16 protein-coding genes are annotated in these 20,429 nt (G+C 71.6%); 4 read left to right on the top strand and 12 right to left on the bottom strand.

Going from position 1 to position 20,429, the window contains the following annotated elements; genetic code table 11:
• Positions 1 to 97: 97 nt before the first annotated feature.
• Together AB0E94_RS35925 and AB0E94_RS35920 are read left to right on the top strand one after the other, a co-directional pair.
• On the top strand, positions 98 to 415 hold the full coding sequence (locus AB0E94_RS35925; protein WP_360335750.1) for a hypothetical protein: 318 nt from the start codon (positions 98 to 100) through the stop codon (positions 413 to 415).
• A gap of 62 nt (positions 416 to 477) precedes the next feature.
• On the top strand, positions 478 to 1,824 hold the full coding sequence (locus AB0E94_RS35920; RefSeq protein WP_360335748.1) for a DUF6745 domain-containing protein: 1,347 nt from the start codon (positions 478 to 480) through the stop codon (positions 1,822 to 1,824).
• 94 nt (positions 1,825 to 1,918) lie between these two features.
• Here the strand turns inward: AB0E94_RS35920 and AB0E94_RS35915 are convergent, their stop codons facing one another.
• From AB0E94_RS35915 to AB0E94_RS35870, 10 genes are all read right to left on the bottom strand, one after another.
• Positions 1,919 to 2,986: an STM4011 family radical SAM protein gene (locus AB0E94_RS35915; RefSeq protein WP_360335746.1), complete on the bottom strand. Its 1,068-nt coding sequence runs from the start codon at positions 2,984 to 2,986 to the stop codon at positions 1,919 to 1,921.
• The gene (locus AB0E94_RS35910; protein ID WP_360335744.1) at positions 2,983 to 4,284 is read right to left on the bottom strand and encodes an STM4012 family radical SAM protein; all 1,302 of its coding nucleotides are present in this window, start codon (positions 4,282 to 4,284) and stop codon (positions 2,983 to 2,985) included. The genes AB0E94_RS35915 and AB0E94_RS35910 overlap by 4 nt, the downstream gene beginning before the upstream one ends.
• On the bottom strand, positions 4,281 to 5,078 hold the full coding sequence (locus AB0E94_RS35905) for an STM4013/SEN3800 family hydrolase (protein ID WP_360335742.1): 798 nt from the start codon (positions 5,076 to 5,078) through the stop codon (positions 4,281 to 4,283). Before AB0E94_RS35905 ends, AB0E94_RS35910 begins: the two co-directional genes overlap by 4 nt.
• A complete protein-coding gene (locus AB0E94_RS35900) occupies positions 5,066 to 6,328 on the bottom strand; it encodes an STM4014 family protein (RefSeq protein WP_360335740.1) in 1,263 nt (420 codons plus the stop codon). The genes AB0E94_RS35905 and AB0E94_RS35900 overlap by 13 nt, the downstream gene beginning before the upstream one ends.
• Positions 6,328 to 7,251, bottom strand: a complete 924-nt coding sequence (locus AB0E94_RS35895; protein ID WP_360335738.1) for an STM4015 family protein — start codon at positions 7,249 to 7,251, stop codon at positions 6,328 to 6,330. The genes AB0E94_RS35900 and AB0E94_RS35895 overlap by 1 nt, the downstream gene beginning before the upstream one ends.
• A gap of 363 nt (positions 7,252 to 7,614) precedes the next feature.
• A complete protein-coding gene (locus AB0E94_RS35890) occupies positions 7,615 to 9,252 on the bottom strand; it encodes a sodium:solute symporter family protein (RefSeq protein ID WP_360335736.1) in 1,638 nt (545 codons plus the stop codon).
• Positions 9,249 to 9,446 carry a DUF3311 domain-containing protein gene (locus AB0E94_RS35885; protein ID WP_317792654.1) on the bottom strand — a complete coding sequence of 66 codons (198 nt, stop codon included), beginning with the start codon at positions 9,444 to 9,446 and terminating at the stop codon, positions 9,249 to 9,251. The genes AB0E94_RS35890 and AB0E94_RS35885 overlap by 4 nt, the downstream gene beginning before the upstream one ends.
• 149 nt (positions 9,447 to 9,595) lie before the next feature.
• A complete protein-coding gene (locus AB0E94_RS35880; protein WP_360335733.1) occupies positions 9,596 to 9,946 on the bottom strand; it encodes a hypothetical protein in 351 nt (116 codons plus the stop codon).
• Between the two features lie 214 nt (positions 9,947 to 10,160).
• A complete protein-coding gene (locus AB0E94_RS35875; RefSeq protein ID WP_360335731.1) occupies positions 10,161 to 11,576 on the bottom strand; it encodes a HAMP domain-containing sensor histidine kinase in 1,416 nt (471 codons plus the stop codon).
• Entirely contained in the window at positions 11,569 to 12,246 is a 678-nt protein-coding gene (locus tag AB0E94_RS35870) for a response regulator transcription factor (RefSeq protein ID WP_360335729.1), read from the bottom strand. The genes AB0E94_RS35875 and AB0E94_RS35870 overlap by 8 nt, the downstream gene beginning before the upstream one ends.
• A 190-nt stretch (positions 12,247 to 12,436) precedes the next feature.
• On the opposite strand from AB0E94_RS35870, the gene AB0E94_RS35865 reads away from it, so the two are divergent.
• Entirely contained in the window at positions 12,437 to 16,651 is a 4,215-nt protein-coding gene (locus AB0E94_RS35865; RefSeq protein ID WP_360335727.1) for a SpoIIE family protein phosphatase, read from the top strand.
• Complete coding sequence (locus AB0E94_RS35860) at positions 16,651 to 16,953, top strand: STAS domain-containing protein (protein WP_360335725.1); 303 nt, start codon at positions 16,651 to 16,653, stop codon at positions 16,951 to 16,953. Before AB0E94_RS35865 ends, AB0E94_RS35860 begins: the two co-directional genes overlap by 1 nt.
• A gap of 159 nt (positions 16,954 to 17,112) precedes the next feature.
• Here AB0E94_RS35860 and AB0E94_RS35855 read toward each other — a convergent pair whose 3' ends face one another.
• Positions 17,113 to 17,685, bottom strand: coding sequence for a hypothetical protein (locus AB0E94_RS35855; RefSeq protein ID WP_360335723.1), 573 nt, complete (start codon positions 17,683 to 17,685; stop codon positions 17,113 to 17,115).
• Positions 17,686 to 18,603: 918 nt separating this feature from the next.
• Complete coding sequence (locus AB0E94_RS35850; protein WP_360335721.1) at positions 18,604 to 20,364, bottom strand: serine/threonine-protein kinase; 1,761 nt, start codon at positions 20,362 to 20,364, stop codon at positions 18,604 to 18,606.
• Positions 20,365 to 20,429: the final 65 nt, after the last annotated feature.

The raw sequence follows: 20,429 nt of genomic DNA, 5'->3' as shown, positions 1-20,429 counted from the left end.
AGCCGACTTTCCGCAGGTCAAGGCGCTGCCCGCCGAAACTGTCATACCCCGGCGATAGCGTTTCGCGCATCAGGGTCGGGCAGTGAGGGGAGGCCGGATGTACCGGCAGGGTGACGTGCTGATGATTCCGGTGACGCCGGCTGAGGTGCCGGCGAGCGCGCCGGTTCCCCGTGACCGCCGGGGGCGGATGGTGCTGGCCCGGGGCGAGGCGACCGGTCATGCCCATGTCGTCGGCGGGCCGGGGCTGCAACTGGTCGCCGACCTCGACGATCCGGATGCGATGTTCATCGAGGTGCCGTCGCACGGCCGGGTGACCCACGAGGAGCACGGGCCGATCTCACTGCCCGCCGGCCATTACCGGGTGGTGCGCCAGCGGGAGTACATCCCCGGTGCTTTCCGTCCGGTCGCCGACTGACCTGGTGTTTCTGTGAATCGATCGGTTGCGGGTTTCGGTTGCGGGTTGAAGGGGAGCGGGAGATGAAGCTGAGTCACGCCCAGGAGGCGATGGCTGCCGCCATCGAGGACCAGTGGCTGGCCGCCGCGGTTCAGACCGGCGATGCGGCACGGGCGTCTGCCGAGGCTGGCGTACGGGACTCGTATCGCCTGGCCGGACTTGAGGCCCCGGCCCGGATCTACTGGTTCGGTTCACCGCGCGCCGGGGCGGTGGCGGTGGCGCTGCTCTCCGGCCGCCTGCCGATCCCCGCAGCGCCCCAGCCGGGCGCGGACGCCGCTGATGCCCTCGCCGGTGGGGCATCGGTGCCTGACGTGTCGCCCGTTGACGGCGGGGCATCTCCCGGAGTGGGCCGCTCCGGATCAGTGGCGGCTGGCCCCGGATCAGTGGCAGCCGGCTCTGGATCGGTGGCGGCCGGCCTCGGATCAGTGGCGGCCGGCGCCGGAGTTCCGGAGTGGGTCGCCGAGGTGTGTGCCGAGCTGCGGCTTCAGGGCTGGTCGCCGGGGGAGACCGCCGGCCCGTCACTGCGGCGGCGGGTGCGGACGGAGCCGTGGGCGGCCGCGCGCAAGGCGGCCGTGGAAGCGCTCGGCAACGACGGGTGGGCGCAGCTCAGCGCCGCCGCCGGCCGCCGTTCGTGGGCCCTGGTGATGGACCTGATCGCCGGGCGGCTCCGGTCGCGTCTGGGTGACGACCTGGCGGCAGCCTTCCCCGGTGACGACAGCCGCGCCGCGCGGATGCCTGTGCTCGACGCGATTTACGGGCAGCACGACGGCACCTGGCTGTCCACCTTCGAGGCGGCTGACCGGCTGTGCCCGGATGCCGGGCTGATGACCGGCCTGACCGGCCTGGCCGAGGTGGCCCGGCACGCCGGCTGGTGGTGGGCGAATGAGAAGATCGCCGTTCTCACCGAGCGCCCATCCGCCCTGAACAGGGACAACGTCGGCCGGCTGCACAGGGGCGAGGGCGCCGCCCTGGAATTCCCGGACGGCTACGGTCTCTGGGCCTGGCGCGGCATGCCGATCCCACCCGAGCTGGCGTCCGAGCTGCCGACCCTGACCGTCTCCCGGATCCGTGAGGAGAACAACGCCGAGATCCGGCGGGTGATGCTGGAGCACTACGGCTACGACCGCTACTTGCGCGACGCCGGCGCCCGCAAGATGGGTTCCGACGAGACGGGCACGTTGTGGTACCTCGATCTGCCTGGCGACGAGCCCCTGGTCATGGTCGAGGTGGTCAACTCCACCCCCGAGCCGGACGGCACGAGCCGCATCTACTGGCTGCGGGTCCCCCCACGGACGAGGAGCGCCCGCGAGGGTGTGGCCTGGACGTTCGGCCTGACCGCCGAGGAGTACAAGCCGCTGATCCAGACCTGACCGCCCGCCCCGCCCTGGCCTGGCCCGCCCTGACCGGCCGCCCTGGCCTGGCCCGGCCGCCCGGCCCGCCCTGGCCTGACCCGGCCTGCCGTGGTCAGGGCCAGGCTGCGGGGATGCGTTCGAGGAGCCCGTCGGCGTAGACGTCCCGCAGACCCAGCGGTTTCAGGTGGACATAGCCGATGTGGCAGTCGCAGATCGCATTCGTGCACGGGCGCGGCCGGAGCGCCGTCCGCCACGTGCCGTCGTACAGGTTGCCGATCGGGGTCTTGATGAAGTGGCACCGGCGGACCGTGCCGTCACCGAGGACCGAGATCGCACTCTCCCCGGCGTGGCAGGGCAGTCCGAGCGACGGGTGCGGCCGGACACTGTCGCCGAACCGGGGATCCAGAGCGGTCCACAGCCGCTCCTCCTCGGAAGTGTAGACGTGCCCTTCGGCGGCGTTGACCCACAGATACACCTCAGGTGGCAGCGCGTCCCGCAACGCCACCGCCTCCGTGTGGTGTTCCGGCAGCCCGACCACGCCGACTGAGAAGCGGATGCCCAGGTCGAGGAGTTCCCGGCACCGGGCCAGGAACCGCTCCCGGGTCACCTGTCCCGGGTGGTAGGTCGCCCACAGCGCCGCCACCCGGGGATCGGCGGCGGCCAGCCAGCCGGTGCGGGCCGCGAGGTTCGTCTGGATCGCGACCCGGGCGACGTGTGGCAGGTGCGACAGCCGGACCATGGCATCCCGGTACCAGGACCGGGTCAGGCCCTCCCCCCACGGCGTGAACAGCACGGACAGCCGCCGGTCGGTGGTCGCCGCCACCCAGCCGGTGAAGCGTTCGAGGTCGGCCCGGTCAGCCCGCAACAGCTCCGGCGGATCCACCCGCTTCGCGAACGGACAGTACGGACAGTCGTAGTTACAGCTGGCCAGCGGCCCGCGATAGAGGACGTAGAGATCGTCGAACCGGCCCGGCACCGGCCGATGGCCCGGCAGTGGCCGATGGTCCGGCAGGGGCCGATGGTCCGCGACCGGCTGGTTGCCCGGCACCGGCAGACTGTCCGGCACCGGCAGACCGGCCGGCAGCGGCTGACGGCCCGGCACCGGCGGGACGGTCGGTACTGCCGCGCTGTCCAGCATCGGCAGGAGTGGGCGGCCCGCGGGGTCGAGGTGGCCGGTCATCGTGGGACGTATGTTCCCATCGCCTCGCGGACCTCGCCGGAGACCAGCCACGGGCCGATCGCGTCCGAGTGATCCAGGCCGGCCGGGGTGAGCACGGTCCGGGCGGCATCCAGCCAGCCGCGATCGACAAGTTCGCTGAGCTGGGGAAAATCGCCGGTGTGGTCGGTGCCGAAGCGGTCCCGGTAGGCGCCCGCATCGACACCCTCAGCCCGCAACAGGGACTTCAGCAGCCAGCGGCGCCGCTGCTCGACCTCATCCAGGTGGAAACCGAATTCGGCGTACCGGAAATCGTCTGAAGGCCGCGCCAGGTAGTCGGTGAGAACCGCGCGGACCTCGGGCACCGCCACCGCGTAATCGAACGAATAATGCAGGGTCGTCGTGTACGACCGGGCACCGCAGCCCAGCCCGACCATGCCGTCGTCCTGACAGCAATAGTCGGGGCCGTCCGGAACCGGCGCGTCGGCCCGGCGGAACTGGCGCATCGAATGCCGCACATAACCGGCGGCGGTGAGCACGTCGACCGCCTGCCGGTACAGGCCGAGGCGCTGCCGGTCCCAGTCGGCGCGGGCGTGGGCGCGCCGGCCCAGCCCGGTCAGTGGCCGCACATACAGCGGATACAGGTACAACTCCTCGGGCCGCCAGCGCAGCGCCTCGTCGAGTGAGCGCTGCCAGGTCTCCGCGGTCTGCCCGTCGATGCCGTAGATCAGGTCGATGTTGAGGACCGGGATCCGGGCGTCGCGGATCGCCTGGAGCGCCGCCATCACCTCGTCGAGCCGTTGCGGCCGGCCGGCGGCACGTGCCTCGGCATCCAGGAAACTCTGCACACCGATGCTGATCCGGGTGGTCCCGTGCGCGGCCAGCACCGCCAGCCGGTCCGGGGTGGCCGTGGCTGGCGACGTCTCCACCGACAGCGGAACCGGGCCGGCCCCGAACACGCCGGTGACGATGCCGAACAGCTCCTCCAACTCGGCGGCGGTCAGATACGTCGGGGTGCCGCCGCCGATCGCCAGGCGCGAGAACGACGCCTCCGGGCGGAGCGAGTCACGGATCGCGGCCGCCTGGCGGCGCAGCTGGGCCAGGTAGGCGGTGACCTGCTCGTCGGGCGGGTTGGCCCGGGTGAACAGGTTGCAGAAACCGCAGCGCATCTCACAGAACGGCAGGTGAACGTACCCGAAGAGGGAATTTTGTGGCTCGTCTGCCCAGACGTCCCGCAACAGCGGTCGAGGCTCGAGGCGGCGATAGGCGGTCTTGTGCGGATAGGCGTAGAGGTAACCCTGATAGGGGGAGTCGAGATTCACCGGGCGTCCAGGATGAAATCGGCGTACGGGACCGTCCACACGGACTCGTGGGCGACACGATGGCCGGTGTGGCCGTCCTCGCCGTAGAGCGTGCCGTGATCGGAGCAGAGAATCACCTGGCAGGGGCGGCCCCGGCTGGTGACCAGGGTGAACAGGCGATCGAGGAGGCCGTCGACGTACTCCAGGGCGGCCGCGTGCGTGGTCAGGTCGTCGTCGGTGGCGCCGGGCCGGTAGTGCCGGTTCGGCTGGTGCAGAGCGGCCACGTTGACGAACGTGAACAGTGGCCGCTCGGCCGGCAGCCCGCCGACGATCGTTTCGAGGCGGTCGATCTGGGCGCCGAAACAATCAGGCGCGGTCACCCCGAACGCCTTCTCCCAGTGCGCCTCGGCGAACAGCCCCGGCAGCACCCGGCCCAGCGGCGCGGCCGGATTGAAGAACCCGACCCCACCCAGGCAGACCGTGTGATAGCCGGCCGCGGCCAGCCCGGTGGGCAGGTCCGGCGCGTCGAACACGAACGTTGCCGGCCCGCTGGTCTCGCTGCCCCCGAACCGGGCCGCGAACATCCGCTCGTGCGGCCCCGGCGTCACCGGTGTCGGCAGGAACCCGGCGAAGAACGCATGATGGGCGGCGTAGGTGAAACTCGCCGGGGTGTGCCGCCGCTCCCACATCCCATCGGGCAGAACCTTCGCGAGGTACGGAGTACGCCCGCCGACCAGGCACTCCACTGCCACGTCGTAGCGCAACGTGTCGAGCGTGACGAACAGCAGGTCGTGACTCCCGATCAGCTCCCGCACGGCACACCCGCCAGATCCGGGTGGGCGACGGGTGACCAGCCGCCGGTGAGGGCGGCGATCTGGGCGCCGTAGGTGTCGAGACCGTCGGCCAGGACCCGGGGGAGCAGGTCGCCGAACGCGTTCACCTCGGCGACCGCGTGCTCGCGCCAGCCGGTGCGGAACATCAGGTCGACGCCGGCGTGCAGGGTCCCGGGGAAGCACGCCGCCACCCGCGCGCACGTCTCCATCGCCGCCGCCCAGGACCGTGCGCCCGCCGCGGCCCGGACCGCTGCCACATCGCCGCGGGCGTTGCCGAGGTGCAGATTCGTCATCGGGGAGCGGCTGGTCCGGACCACCACGTGCCGGGGCTCGCCGGCGATCACGACGACCCGCAGATCGAGGACCCGATCGTTGAGGGAGGCTTTCGGGAACCACCGCTCGACGTGCAGCCCGTCCGGCCCCAGGCGGTCGACGATCGCCCTGATCGAGGCCTCGTCGTCATAGCGGCGGACCCGGAGATTGTTGAAGAGCCGGTCACCGCTGAGCTCGACCGAGGTGACCGCGGACAGCCGCCGGCCGGCGACCGCGAAGGCGACCACACCGGAGGCGGACGAACCGTGGGCCGGTTTGACGAACACCCGGTTCCACCCGGCGTCGGCCATCGCGGCCCGCAGTGACTCGTAGCCGTGCACCTGCCGCAACGCGGGCGGCACCGGAACGCCCGCGCCGGCCAGCCGGGCGTGGCAGCGCGGTTTGTCGCTCATGGTGAGGATGTCGCCCGGCTGGTTGAGCAGCCGGCCACCACCGGCCACGACCCGGTCGAGGGCTATGCGGAGACCAGCGAACGCGGCCGCTGTCCCGACGATCTCGCCGTGCTCGGCGGCCACTGCCGGCCGCCCGCTGCCGAGCTCCCGCAGCAGCCGGTCGACCTCGGCATCCTCCCCGGGCGACTCGATCCGAACCGATATCCCCGGCCCGGGAACAGACCCGAGATCACCACGCTCCCGGACGGCGGCGCCCGGCGCGAGAGGACCGTCTGCGGTGAGGGCTCGGCCGGCCGGGCGAGTTGCCGCCGGTCGGCTCGGGGCGTCTCGCCGGTCCGGCCGGAGTCTCGCCGGCCTTTGCGTGGTCGGGGTGGGCCGGGGCAGGCTCGGCGACAGCACGTCGCGCCACGGGTAGACGACCGGGTCATCGAGGCCGGCCCGGCGGGCGGCCTCGGCGAACATGGTCACCCGGCGGTTGTCCGGGTTTCCGACGACGGCGAGGCGCACTACTCGGACACCGCCGTGTAGCGGCCCCACTCCTCTTCCTTCTGTGGGCTGGAGACATCCACCTCGACGCCGGGCAGCTCGTCGACCACCCGCTGCGCCGTCTCAGCCGACATGAAGTGGTGGCTGAGGTCGAGTTTGCGCAGGTGGGTGAGCGGCTGACCGGCCAGCAGGGTCTCCGCTCCGGCATCGCCGAGCACGCCCAGCGACAGGTCGAGGTCGGTGACGCGGGCGACGATCGGTGCGGCCGCGACAGCCGTGGCGATCTCCTCGGCGATCTCGGCGTTGCGCAGGCCCAGGTAGGTGAGTGCGGGCAGGGCACGGCCGGCCAGGATCGGGGCCAGGTCGTCGGCACGGGCGTCGCCGCCATACTGGTCGACGCCCAGCCACAGCTCCAGGTGGGTCAGGTTGGGCAGGTCGCTGGCGGCGACGGCCCGGACCACGTCGGCCGGGAGGCCGCCGGACTGGAAGACCAGCTCACGAAGACCCTCGTGGCGCACCGGCCGCAACTGGAGATCCTGGGCGCCGCGGACCCACAGCAGCTCCAGGGCCGGGAACGCCTCGATCAGCGGGGTGATGTCGGCCTGGTTGATCCAGGAGATCTCACACTCCTCGCCGGTGAGCTCGCCGATGAACAACGCCCGCAGCCCGCTCAGCCGGGCCACGTTGTCGGTGAGCAGCTGGTACGGGAAGGCGGTGTCGTAGGCAGACCCCCACTCGCCGACGATCAGCGCCGTCGGCCCGGCCGGCCCGGTGCGCTGGAGCAGCTGCTCGAACGCGGCCTCGAACTCCTCCGGCGGCGCCTCGAACTCCTCCATGCTGATCCGCCAGGCCACCGCAGCCGGATCAGCGACGGCGGTCTCCTCGTCATCGGCCGCGATGACGGGCAGCCCCGCGAATTCGTCCACGTGCTCGTAAATGCCCACAGGACTCCCCTAGTCCGTAATCGACGCTCACCGGAACAGTGCCGAGAACCTAGCAGCCCCCACCGACACTTTCGCGCCCCGCGTAACCCCGCAGGGCGACCCGCTGCTCACCCCATCCGAGGCACCAGAAGCGGCGGACCGCAGGAGCCGCGGGTGACTCGCGGCGGAGCCACCCGGGCGGTTGGCGCGGGGGCGGAGGAGCCGCGGGTGACTCGCAGCGAAGCCACCCGGGCGGTTGGCGCGGAGGGCCGGAGGGGCCGCGGGTGACTCGCAGCGAAGCCATCCGGGCCCTTGGAACGGTGGGCCGGAGGAGGTCGCGGTCCGGGTCGGCCGGGACCGGTGGAGGCAGGCCCGGCCGCATCCTCAAGGGACTCGCTGCCGGGTGCTCGGGGCGCCGGAGCTCCCCGTGGGGAGGCCGTCGATCAACTCGTCGAGGCGTTTCAGATAGGGGTCGCCCGCGTCGGCGTGGTAGTCGTCGGGGCGGGTGCCGTCGTTGCCGTCACGGACGCCGGCCGCCCGCACCAGCAGGGTGAGCAGAACCGTGACGATCAGGTTGACGCCGAGGGCGACGACGCCGACGTAGACGCTGCGGCCGTCGCCCAGCGACCAGCTGGAGCCACCGAAGTGTTCGGCGAGGACCCGGCCGCTGCCGTCGAGCTTGGGGATGTCCCAGAGCATCACCAGGCCGGTGACCAGGCCACTGATCAGGCCGGCGGTGAGCGCGGCCCGATGGAACCACGGGGTGAGCAGCCCGAGGAAGACGGCCGGGATGGTTTGCAGGATCAGCACCCCGCCGATCAGCTGAAGATCCACGGAGAAGGCCGGGTCCACGGCGAGGATGAGGGCGGCCGCGCCGAACTTGACGATCAGCGACACCCACCGGCTGGTCCACGCCTCGGCCTCGGGAGTGGCGTTCGGCCGCAGGTAGGTGCGGTAGAGGCTGCGGGTGAACGTGTTGGCCGCTGCGATCGACATGACGGCGGCCGGGATCAGGGCGGCGATGCTCAGCGCCGCGTACGCGACCCCCGCCGACCAGCTGGGGAAATACTCGTGAATCAGCCGTGGCACCACGGTGTTGAGATCGCCGTCGGCCGGTGTCACGCCCCGGGCCAGCGCGAAGACGCCCAGCATGGCCATCAGGCCCAGCGCCATGCAGTAGACGGGCAGCGCCGCGGCATTACGGCGGACCGTGTCGCGGTCCTTGGCGGCGAGCATCCCGACGAGCGCGTGCGGGTAGGCGAAGATGGCCAGCGCCGACCCGACGACCAGGGTCAGGAAACCCAGGTGACCGGTCTCCGGCAGCAGCAGCCCGTCGGCCGGGTTGGGGGTGGCGGCGAACCGTGTGGCGGCGCCGCGGAAGGCGCTGCCCCAGCCGCCGTACATGGCCACCATCAGCGCCGCGGTGATCAGCATCCAGGCGAGCAGCACGTCCTTGACGATCGACAGCAGGGCGGGCGCGCGCAGCCCGGAACGGAACGTGCAGATCGACACGAGCGTCACCGCGGCCAGCAGCGGCCACTCACCGCCGAACCCGACCGTCCGCAACACTGCCTGCAACGAGATGAGCTGCACCGCGACATACGGGATGGTGGCCAGGATGCCGGTGACCGCGACCAGCGCGCCGAGGCCCGGCGACCCGAATCGGGCGGCCGCGAACTCGCTGTGGGTGAGGAAGCCGTGCCGTCGCGCCACCGACCACGCCCGGGTGGTGAAGATGAAGGTCAGGGGCGTGGTGACGATCGCGAACGGCACGGCGAACCACCCGATCGCGCCGACGCCGTAGGTGAGCGCCGGGACGGCGATGAACGTGTACGCGCTGTACATGCTCCCGCCGAGCAGGAACCAGATCGTCCAGTTGCCGAACGCCCGCCCGCCGACACTCCACTCCTCGAGGTGGTAGGGGTCGGCGGGCCGGCGCCAGCGGGCGGCGCCGAAACCGAGCAGCACGACGCCCGTCATGAGGACCAGGAAGACGCCGACCTCGACGTCTCGATCGGTCATGGCCGGCCCTCGCGGGTGGCGAGGTAGACGACCGTGATGACGACCATCGCCAGCAGCGCGCAGGCGAACTGGTACCAGAAGAAGAACGGCACGCCGAACAGGGTCGGCTCGATCCGGTTGGCGAACGGGGTCAGCAGCGGCGCAGCGGTCGGTATGACCAGCAACCACTGCCAGTGACGGGAGCGGGGCGACATCTTCGTCTCCTGCTGTCGTGGGGTGCGGCGGGAGCCGCCGGAGGCCGGCCACGGCGAGGAGAACGCGGAACTTTTAGCACTGCTAGTGCCGAAACCGTGAAGATTGTTTTACCGCTCGATCTCCAAAGAGGAAAGACCCTGATAAAAACTCAGTCGTCGTCGCCGTCATCGTCCGTGTCCGCGGTTTTGGTCACGACCTGGAAGGAAGCGTCCAGATCGACATCCCACTCCTGACCGGCCGGATCACGGACCTCGGCCTCGTAGGCGACGCCCTGGTCGTCGGAGGCCTCCACCTCCAGGACGGTGCCACCGGTGACGGCCGCCCGGACGGCATTCTCCGCGGAGGTGCGCTCCTCGGCGCTCAGCACCCGATCATCCGGGTCCGGCCGGCCGCCCGCGTTGGCCGCCGTCGCCCACACGGTGCCGCCGGCGCCGAGAGCGGCCACGAGGGCGATCCCGCCGATGACGGTGCGCTTGCTGCGGAGCTTGCTGGTGTCCATGAGCTGTGCCTTTCTCGAAGGGAACAACGAGTACGGCGACAGCTTGCGCCGAGGTCCCTGAATCTCCCCTGAACGCACCTGAAAGGCCTTTCAGAAACCCCCGACGCCCGGGAAGGCCCGCGGCGACGCGGTCCGTCAGGCCGCCAGTGGACGGCGATCCGCCGGGCCGCCGGTGGAAGTGTGGTCCGTCAGGCCGCCGGTGGAGGGTGGTCCGTCAGGCCGCCGGCAGATGCACGACGAAACACGCCCCGCCCAGCACCGACGACGTCACCACCACCGTGCCGCCGTGCGCCGCCACGATCTCCTTGACGATGGCCAGTCCCAGCCCGCTGCCGCCGGCGTCCCGGTCGCGGGCCTCGTCGAGACGCACGAACCGCTCGAACACCCGCTCCCGCTCGCTCTCCGGGATCCCCGCGCCGTCGTCCTCCACCACCAGCTCGATGCCGTCCCGGTCCGGCCGGACGGCCACCGCAACCCTCGCACGGGCATGCCGGGCCGCGTTGTCGGCGAGATTGCGCACCACCTGGGCGAGCGCTGTCGCATCCCCCCGGACCCGCCCCGCCCCGACCCCGGACGTGTCGACGGTGAGCCCGGCCCGCCGGACCCGCCGAGCCTCGGCCAGCGCCAGATCGTCGACATCCACGTCGCGCAGTTGCCGCGCCCCGGCCCCACCGGTGCGGGTGAGCAGCAACAACTGCTCCACCAGCCGCTCCATCCGCGCCGACTCCTCGAGCACCGCCTCGGCCAGCTCACCCTCGGACAGCGCGCCCGGATGCGACCGGGCCACCTCGGCCGCCTGCCGGATCCCGGCCAGCGGCGACCGCAACTCGTGCGAGGCGTCGGCCACGAACCGTTGCTGCCGTTCCCGGGCGTCCTGAAGACGGCCGAGCATCCGGTTCATCGTGGCCGCCAGCCGATGGATCTCGTCGCGGGCCACCGGCTCCGGAACCCGCCGGTCCAGCCGCTCCCCGGTGATCTCCTCGACCTCCCGGCGGATCCGCTCGACCGGCGCCAGCGCTCCCGTCACCACCGCCCAGGTCACCCCGCCGACCAGCACGAGCGCCCCCGGCACCCCCATCAGCAGGGGGGTGGCCAGCGCTTTCGTCGCGTCGTCGACCTCGTCGAGCGAGGCGAAGACCACCACGGTGTACGGCCCGGCCTTCTCGGTGACGCGCAGAGACCTGTCGTCGAGCGGCTCCGACGCCCGCACCACGGTGCCGCCGGAATCCCGGATCTCCCAGGCGAAGTCGTCGTCCGCCTCGTCCTCCTCCTCAGAGGAAGACGACGACGGGAAGCCGGGAAGGGAGAGCGGCGAGGACGCCGGCGGGAAGGTGGGCGAGAGGGAGGACGGGAAGGCGGGCGGGAGGGATGCCGGCGAAGTGGGCGAGAGGGGGGACGGGGAGGTGGGCGAGGAAGACGGCGGTGAGGCGGAAGCAGCAGCCGGCAGGCCCGAGGACGAGATCTGGGCGGCGAGCACCTCGGCCCGGCTCTCCGCCGCGTCCTTGATGCCGCCCTCCAGCGACGCCCGGGTCAGCAGGACCAGCGTCACCGCCCCGATGACCACGGCCACCGCCATCACCAGCACCGCCAGCGCGGTGGTCCGCAACCGGATCGAGGCCCGCTCAACCACCGTCGCCGCCAAGCCGATACCCGGCCCCGCGCACGGTCTGGATCGCCTCCCGCCCGAACGGCCGGTCGATCTTGTTGCGCAGGTGTCGCACGTACACCTCGACGATGTTGGGATCGCCGTCGAAGTCGGCGTCCCACACCGCCTCCATGATCCGCTGTTTCGACACCACGTCGCCGGTGTTGCGGGCCAGGAACACCAGCAGCGCGAACTCCCGGGCGGTCAGGTCGACAGGCGTCTCGCCCCGCCACACCTTCCGGGACGCCGGATCGATCCGCAGGTCACCGGCGGTCAGCTGGACCGGGCGCTCGCGGGCGCCGCGCCGGGCCACCGCCCGCAACCGGGCCACCAGAACCGGATACGAGAACGGTTTCGTCAGGTAGTCGTCGGCGCCGGTGTCCAGGCCCTCGACCTGATCCCACTCGCCGTCCTTGGCGGTGAGCATCACGATCGGTGTCCAGTTCTCCTCGGCGCGCAGCGCGGCGCAGACCTGGTAGCCGTTGAGCTTGGGCAGCATCAGGTCGAGCACGATCGCGTCGTAATCGTTCTCCCTGGCCAGCCACAAGCCGTCGACGCCGTCAGGTGCGACGTCGACAGCGAAGCCCTCGGCCTCCAGACCCACCCGCAACGACCAGGCGAGCCGCTTCTCGTCCTCCACGACGAGTATCCGCATGCCGCCATGATTGCCCACCCAACCTGAAACCACCCTGAACGCCGAAGGAGCAACGCCGAAGGAGCAACGCCGCGGGAGGAACCGCCGGAGGAGCAACGCCGGGGGACGCCCCGCCCGACAGCCACCCCGCGCCGATGGTTAACGTCGTCGGTGGTTTCGACGACCAGTGGCAGGGGGACAAGCGGACGCGATGAACGCGTACTTCTCCGCCGACCCCGAGGTCGGCGCCGACCTCGCCGCGGTCGACTGGGAAGCGACCCCGCTCGGGCCGCCGGACAGCTGGCCGCAGAGCCTGCGGACCGCGGTGAGCATCCTGCTGTCCTCACGTTTCTCCATGTGGATGGCCTGGGGCCCGGAGCTCACCTTCTTCTGCAACGACGCGTACCGGCGCAACACGCTGGGCCGCAAGTACCCGTGGGCGCTGGGCCGCCCGGCCAGCGAGGTGTGGGCGGAGATCTGGGGCGACATCGGCCCCCGCATCGACACTGTGCTGCGCACCGGCGAGGCCACCTGGGACGAGGCGTTGCTGCTGTTCCTGGAGCGGTCCGGTTATCCCGAGGAGTCGTATCACACGTTCTCCTACAGCCCGCTGCGCGACGACGACGGCGCCCTCGTCGGGATGCTCTGCGTGGTCAGCGAGGAGACCGATCGGGTGATCGGTGAGCGGCGGATGGCCACGCTGCGTGAGCTCGGTTCGGACCCGAGCGTGGTCCGCACCCAGGAGGAGATGCTCGCCTTCGTCAGCCAGCAGCTCGACCGCAACCGGCGAGACCTGCCGTTCACCCTGACCTACCTGTTCAGCGAGGAGACGAACGGCGGCGCGGCAGCGAACGGCGGCGCAGCAACGAACGGCAGCGCGGCAGCGAACGGCGGCGCGGCAACGGAGGACGGCGCGGCAGCGACGGGCGGCCCGGCAACCGACGGCGGCGCGGCAGCGACGGGCAGCGCGGCAACCGACGGCGGCCCGGCGGCGAAGGACGGCGAGAGGGCGGACGGCACGGCCTGGCTCGCCGCGTCGACCGGGATCGACGCCGGGCACCCGGTGGCGGCGCCCGAGGTGTGGCCGGTGACCCGGCTGGCCGCGGGCGAACCGGTGCTGGCCGGCCTCGACAGCTGGGACGGGCTGCCCGGCGGCGACTGGCCCGGCCCGCCCATCCAGGCGCTCGCGGTGCCGCTGCTGCGCCAGGGCGGCACCCCGTACGGCTTCCTGGTCGCCGGGCTCAACCGGTACCGGCCGCTCGACGACGGCTATCGCGGTTTCGTCGAGCTGACCGCCGGTCACGTGGCGGCGGGGCTGGCCGGCGCCCGCAGCTATCTGGCCCAGCAGCGCCGGGCCGAGGAGCTGGCCGAGCTCGATCGCGCGAAGACCGCCTTCTTCTCGAACATCAGCCACGAGTTCCGTACCCCCCTGACGTTGATCATGGGTCCGGTGGAGGATCTCCTGGCCGCCGCCGGTCCGGAGACCCGGGCGGACCTGGAGGTCGTGCACCGCAACGGGCTGCGCCTCGGCAAACTGGTCAACACGCTGCTCGACTTCTCCCGCATCGAGGCCGGGAAGATGCGGGCCCGTTTCGAGTCGGCCGACCTGTCCGCCGCGACCGCCGAGCTGGCCAGCGTGTTCCGGTCGGCGATCGAACGGGCCGGGCTCACCCTCGACGTCGACTGCCCGCCGATGCCGCGGCCGGTCCACCTCGACCGCGGGATGTGGGAGAAGGTCGTCCTCAACCTGCTCAGCAACGCCCTCAAGTTCACCTTCGACGGCGGCATCACGGTCACAGCGCGTGCCGGCGGTGCCGACGCGGTGGTCACGGTTGGTGACACCGGGGTGGGGGTGGCCGAGGACGAGATGCCACGGCTGTTCGAGCGTTTCCACCGGATCGAGAACTCCCGCTCGCGGTCCAACGAGGGCAGCGGCATCGGCCTGGCCCTGGTCCGTGAGCTGGTCGGCCTGCACGGCGGCACGATCACCGCGGAGAGCGCGGCCGGGCGCGGCACGACGTTCACCATCCGGCTCCCGTTCGGCAGCGCGCACCTTCCGGCGTACCATCAGAGCTCTTCTGTCGAAAGCCATGCCGACTCGTATCTGCAGGAGGCCTTGCGCTGGTTGCCGGCCGGCGACGAGCCGGCGACGGCGGCCGAGCCGGAGGCCGTGCCGGACGGTGGCGCCGATCTTCTCGTCGCCGACGACAACGCCGACATGCGCGACTATCTGACCCGGCTGCTGCGTTCCGCCGGGCACCGGGTGACCGCCGTCGTCGATGGGCAGCAGGCCCTGGAGACCGCCCGGGCCACCTCGCCGGACCTGATCGTCAGCGACGTGATGATGCCGCGTCTCGACGGGTTGCAGCTGGTCACGGCCCTGCGCGCGGATCCGCGGACGGCGAGCACGCCGGTGCTGCTGCTGTCCGCCCGGGCCGGCCAGGAGGCCTCCATCGAGGGCCTGGAGGCGGGCGCCGACGACTACCTGTTCAAGCCGTTCTCCGCGGCCGAGTTGCTGGCCCGGGTGCGCGCCAACGTCGAGCTGGCCCGCCTGCGCAACCATCACGCCCGCTGGCGGAACGCACTGATCGACTCGTTGCAGGAGGCGTTCTTCGTCTGCGACGAGAACGGCGCGGTCATCGAGATCAACAGCGCTTTCACCGACATTCTCGGGTACGGGCCGGACGAACTGCCGTACCTGCCGACCCATCCGTGGTGGCCGGACGCCACGACCGACGCCGACGCGCACCGGGTGGTCGTCAACGCGTTCGCGATGCTGATGGAGGAGCCGCACGGCACCTACACCATCCCGGTCGTGCACCGGGACGGGCGTCGGCTGTGGGCGGCCGCCTCGTACAACCAGGTCCACGACCCGGACACCGGCAAACGGGTGATCGTCGGCACATTCCGGGACGTCACCGCCGAGCACTACTCGGTGCAACGGGACAGCGCCCTCGCCGCGCTCGGCATGCGCCTCGCCGAGGCCGAGAACCTCCCCGGCGCGTTGCAGGCGGTCCTGCGCGAGCTCAGATCGATCTGGCAGGCACGGTACGTGTTGACGGCCGTCTTCACCGATCGTGGCGACCCGTTGGTGACCGCCACCGACCCCGCCCTGACCTGGGAGAACCTCTCCACCGAGACCCGCCTGTCGATCCTCGGGCTACGCGACCGCCCGGCGTTGACCCCGTCCGGCTCCGGCATCGTCCTCGACCACCCGCACGGCGCCATGGCGCTGTGGATCGAACCCGGCCCGCAGCGCCCGTTCACCGCGCCCGACGAGACCCTTCTCGCCCTGCTCGCCGGCCGGCTCGGCCAGGGCCTGCGCCGTATCGACCAGATCGACCAGCAGCGGGAGACCGCGCTCGCCCTGCAACGGGCCATCCTCGGCCCGGACAGCCTGCCCAGCGGGTTCGCGGTCCGCTACGAGCCGGCCACCCGCCCGCTGAAGGTCGGCGGCGACTGGTACGACACGATCGAACTGTCCGACGGCCGGATCGGCATCGTCGTCGGTGACTGCGTCGGCCACGGCCTGCAGGCGGCGACCGTGATGGGCCAGCTTCGCAGCGCCTGCCGGGCCCTGCTGCTCCAGGACACCAGCCCGGCGCACACGCTGATGGCGCTCGACCGGTTCGCCGCCAAACTGCCGGGCGCCGGCTGCGCCACGGTGTTCTGCGGAATCCTCGACCCCGGCACCGGCCATCTCGTCTACTCCAGCGCCGGCCACCCGCCGGCGATCGTCGGCCGGCCGGACGGGACCACCCAGCTGCTCGACGGTGGCCGGTCCCGCCCGGTCGCGGTCCGGCCCGGCATGGCACGCCCGGACGCCGAATACGTCGTCCCGCCCCGGGCCACCCTGCTGCTCTACACCGACGGGCTGGTGGAACGCCGTCGCCGCCCGCTGTCGGCCGGCATCGGCGAGGCCAGCACCGCCGTCCAGCACGGCCTGGCCACCCCGATCGAGGACCTGGCCACCGAGATCATGACCAGGATGGCCCCGGAAAGTGGCTACGACGACGACGTGGCGCTGCTGCTCTACCGGCATCCGGGGCCGCTCGAACTCGAGTTCCCCGCCGAATCGACCCGGCTCGCCCCGGTCCGCTCGGCTCTGCGCGGGTGGCTCGACAGGTGCGGCATCGACCCGCACCTCGTGCAGAACGTGCTGGTCGCCGCCGGTGAGGCGTGCGCCAACGCGATCGAGCACGGGCATCGCGAGCACCCGGGCGGCCGGATCCGGCTGCGCGCCGCCGCGACCGCCGCCGATCTGCGCCTGACCATCTCCGACACCGGTCGATGGAAGACACCCGATCCGTCCGCCAATCCGTACCGCGGCCGGGGGATCAAGCTCATGCGCGCCTTCATGCACACTGTCACCGTCACCTCCGGAACGACCGGCACCGTCGTCGACATGCAGGCGAGGCTTACCTGATGACCACCGAGCTCAACCTCACTACGGGCCCCGGCCCGGACGGTGCCGTCGTCCTCACCGCCTCCGGAGAGATCGACATGAGCAACGCCGAAACCTTCGCCGGCGCCCTGACCCAGGCGGTCGCCGGCGCGGCCGGCGCCCGCCTGGTGGTCGACATCACCGCGGTCCACTACCTGGACAGCGCGGGTCTCGCGGCGCTTTTCGCCCAGGCCGATCACATCGAGTTGCGTACGGGGCCCCTGCTCGCCCCGCTGCTGGAGATCTCCGGCCTGTGCGACCTGACCACTGTCCACCGCACCTGACCCGTCCCGGATTCGGTCAGGAATCGAGAAGCCCAGTCCGCGGCCCGGTGAATAGCGTTCGTGCTGTTCCCGAGCCCGGAGGCCCTGATGATCATCCGCCGTATTCACCGCTGGACGTCCGCCGTCTTCACCGCGACGGTCGTGCTGACGTTCGTCGCCCTAGCCCAGAAGGACCCGATCGTCTGGGTCTCCTACCTTCCGCTGCTTCCGCTGGCCGTGCTGATGCTCACCGGCCTGTACCTGTTCGTCCTGCCCTTCCGGCGCCGCCGCCAGCCGCTTGATCAGTGACCGGATCACGATCAACGGCACGATCCCGAACACGCCGAACGACATGTCGATCAGCGTCCACCCGAACGGCAGCTCCCGGACCGGTCCGGCGATCAGCGCGAGCGGGATGATCCCGGCGCAGCACACCATGCCCCACTCGATCACCCAGACGTTGCGGACCGGGTCCCGCCACGGCCCCCAGAACGCCACCGCGATGACCAGGTGGGCGAAGGCGAGCCAGTCCGTCCCGTACGCGATGAACGGGTGATCCCGCCCGGTCGCCACCAGCCCGTCCCGGATCCGGTCCACCCAGACGACGAGCCAGTCCGGTGACAGCGACGTCGAATGCAGCAGCCCCGACAACAGCCGAACCTCAGTGACCAGCGGAAACGCCGTCAGCCCACTGAGCACGAGCACACCGGCGAAGAAGGCCAGCCAGATCCGGATCCACTTGAGAGTCCCCATGCCGAGAACGTAGGCCGCTCCCACCCCGCCCCGCCCGCCCGAACACACCTCCTCCACACCCCCTACCCGGCTCCTCCCCACCCGATCCTCGCCCAGCCGGTTCCGCCCGGAGTGCGCGTGAGATCTCCCGCACTCCGGGCGCGGGCATCGAGCACCTGCGGAGCATCGGCACGCCCGGATTCGTCGGCGCGGTCACGGCCGACACACCGCGAGCCGTCGCTCAGCACTGGAATACGGGCGGTTTTACCGCGCTGAGCGACGGCCGGGGTCCGTGGCCCGTTCCGCGGAACCTGCTGTGCCCGGTTTGCAAGCGTCGCGGTCTGTGGCCAGGTTTGCCAGCGTCGCGGCTCGACAGCGGCAGGCAGACGGGGTGGTCGCGGAACGAATTGCGGCAGATCCGGCAATGTGTGCCGGCAACGGTGACCAGCGCACACAATGGCCGATCGTGTGCTCCTGTCTTGCCCCCAGCAGGGGCGGAAGCACACGCAAGGCCGATCGTGAGCGTTCATCCACGCCGGGACGACTACCCGAACACACACAACGCCAACGTGTGCGCCCGTCACCGCTACGGCCACGTCTACCTGGGCGCACTCGGCACGTCGAGGCGGCGAAAGCCCCGCAGAACGGCCCGCAGCGCCCACCGGCCGCAGCGCCCGCCGGCCGTGGCGCCCGCCGGCCGTGGCGCCCGCCGGCCGTGGCGCCAGCTGGTTGTGGCGCCAGCTGGTTGTGGTGCCCGCTGGTTGTGGCGCCCCGCCGGCCGTCGCCCAGCGTGGTAAAGCCGCCCGTATTCCAGTGCTCAGCGACGGCTCGTGGTCTTGGCCGGGACCGAGCTGGACTCGGCTGGAACCGAGGTGGTCTCGGGCGGGAGCGAGGTGGTCTCGGCCGGGACCGCGGCAGATGTCTGGTCGGCGGTGCGGGTCAGCTGGGAGCGGGGGAGGGCAGGGGGCCGCGGTCCACGAAACTGAACGTGGTCAGCGGCGGGGCGTCGCCCACCTGCTCGACGAAGAAGCTGCCGGCTCCCTCGTTGGCGTCCTGGTCCCACTGCACGAAGCCGTACGCATCGTTGTAGAGGTGGAAGCGGGGACGGTTCTTGTCGTCCTTCAGCTTGGTCGGGATCAGCTCGAACAGGGTTCCGACACCTGTCGCGCACTCGGTCGCGACAAGTTTCGCCGACGCGTCGGCGAGGAGCCGGACGCCGACGCAGACCTCCTCCTCGTCCGGGGCGTACAGCGCCCGGATCAGGTAGTCGACACCCATCGGGATCAGGATGAACTCGGACCTGGACCCGGTGCCGTCGCCCGCCTCGACCTCGCTGAACGGGCCGTCGAGCGCCAGGTCGTGGTCGATCTCGGCGACGTGGATCAGGGCCTTGTTCTTACCGGCCTTGATGGCCACCAGCCGCTCCTCGGCGGACGGGGTGCGGCCCGGCTTCGGCGAGGCCGACGTGGGGGCCTGAGCGGAGGCCGACGCCGACGCGGGCGTCTCACCCGGCCCGCCCGCCGACTGGTCGGGTGCGGACAGGCCGTTGTACCTGATCAGGACACCCACGGCGGTGGCGAGCAGAACGGCGATCGCGGTGGTGACGACCGCGATGGTACGGCGCCGGCGCGGCCGGTCGGGTGCGACCGCCGGGTAGACCTGGGATGCTGCCGTCGGCACGAGCGGGGCGGCGTGCCATGCCGGGGCGGCCGGAGACGTCGGCGCGGCCGGGGCGAACGCCGGAGACGTCGGTGCTGCCGCCGGCCGAGGGCCGAACGGCTGAATCGGCGCCGCGTGTGAGGACGGCGCGGTTGATGACGGTGCGGGTGAGGACGGCGCGACGGTCGGCAGCATGATCGTGTCGGCGGCCGGTGGCCGCGCGGACTGCCCGGGCAGCAGGAGATCCAGCAGCTCACGGGCAGTGGGCCGGTCATCCGGATGCTTGGCCAGCGCCCGGGACACCGGGCCGCGCAACGATTCGGGCAGGCCGGTGAGATTCGGCGGCTGAGTGAGGATGCGCATCGCGGTGGCCGACGCGGACTCGCCGGCGAACGGGGTACGCCCGGTGGCGGCGTAGGCGACCACAGCGCCCCAGGCGAAGATGTCGGCCGCCGCGGTGAGCGGCCGTCCCTCGACCGGGTCGAAACGTTCCGGCGCCATGTACGTGACCGTGCCCACCACCTGGTCGGTGCGAGTGTGCTGGCTGGTCGCCTCGAAGGCCTGGGCGATGCCGAAGTCGATGACCTTGATGCCGCCCCGGGCGAACAGCACGTTGCCCGGCTTGAGGTCGCGGTGGATCACGCCGGCGCCGTGGATCGCGGTGAGTGCGGTGGCGATGCCGACGGCCACCCCGTGCAGGGCGGAGCCGGACAGCGGGCCCTTCGCCTTCACCTCGTCGGCCAGGCTGGGCCCGTCCACGAACTCGACGACCAGGTAGGGCGGCTCGTGATCGGGATCCGCGTCGAGGACCTCCGCGGTCGAGAACGGGGGCACCTGCTTGGCCCGGGCGACCTCGCTACGGAACCGGCCGCGGAACTCGCTCTCGTTGGCGAACTCGGGCCGGACCATCTTGATCGCCACCGGCCGGCCGTCCGGGTCGCGGCCCAGGAACACCGTCCCCATGCCGCCTTCGCCGAGCCGGCCGACCAGCTCGTACCGGCCGAGGGCGACCGGGTCTCCCGGACGCAGCGGCATGTTCATGTGGTTCTCATCCCTTCGGGCCGTGGCGCCCCGGGAGTCTACTCAAGGTGATCACGCTTCTTGGT

The organism is Actinoplanes sp. NPDC026670, assembly GCF_040638175.1.
Classification (GTDB): Bacteria; Actinomycetota; Actinomycetes; order Mycobacteriales; family Micromonosporaceae; genus Actinoplanes.
Note: the sequence above shows the minus strand (reverse complement) of the source record. Positions and strands in the feature narration are given on the sequence as shown.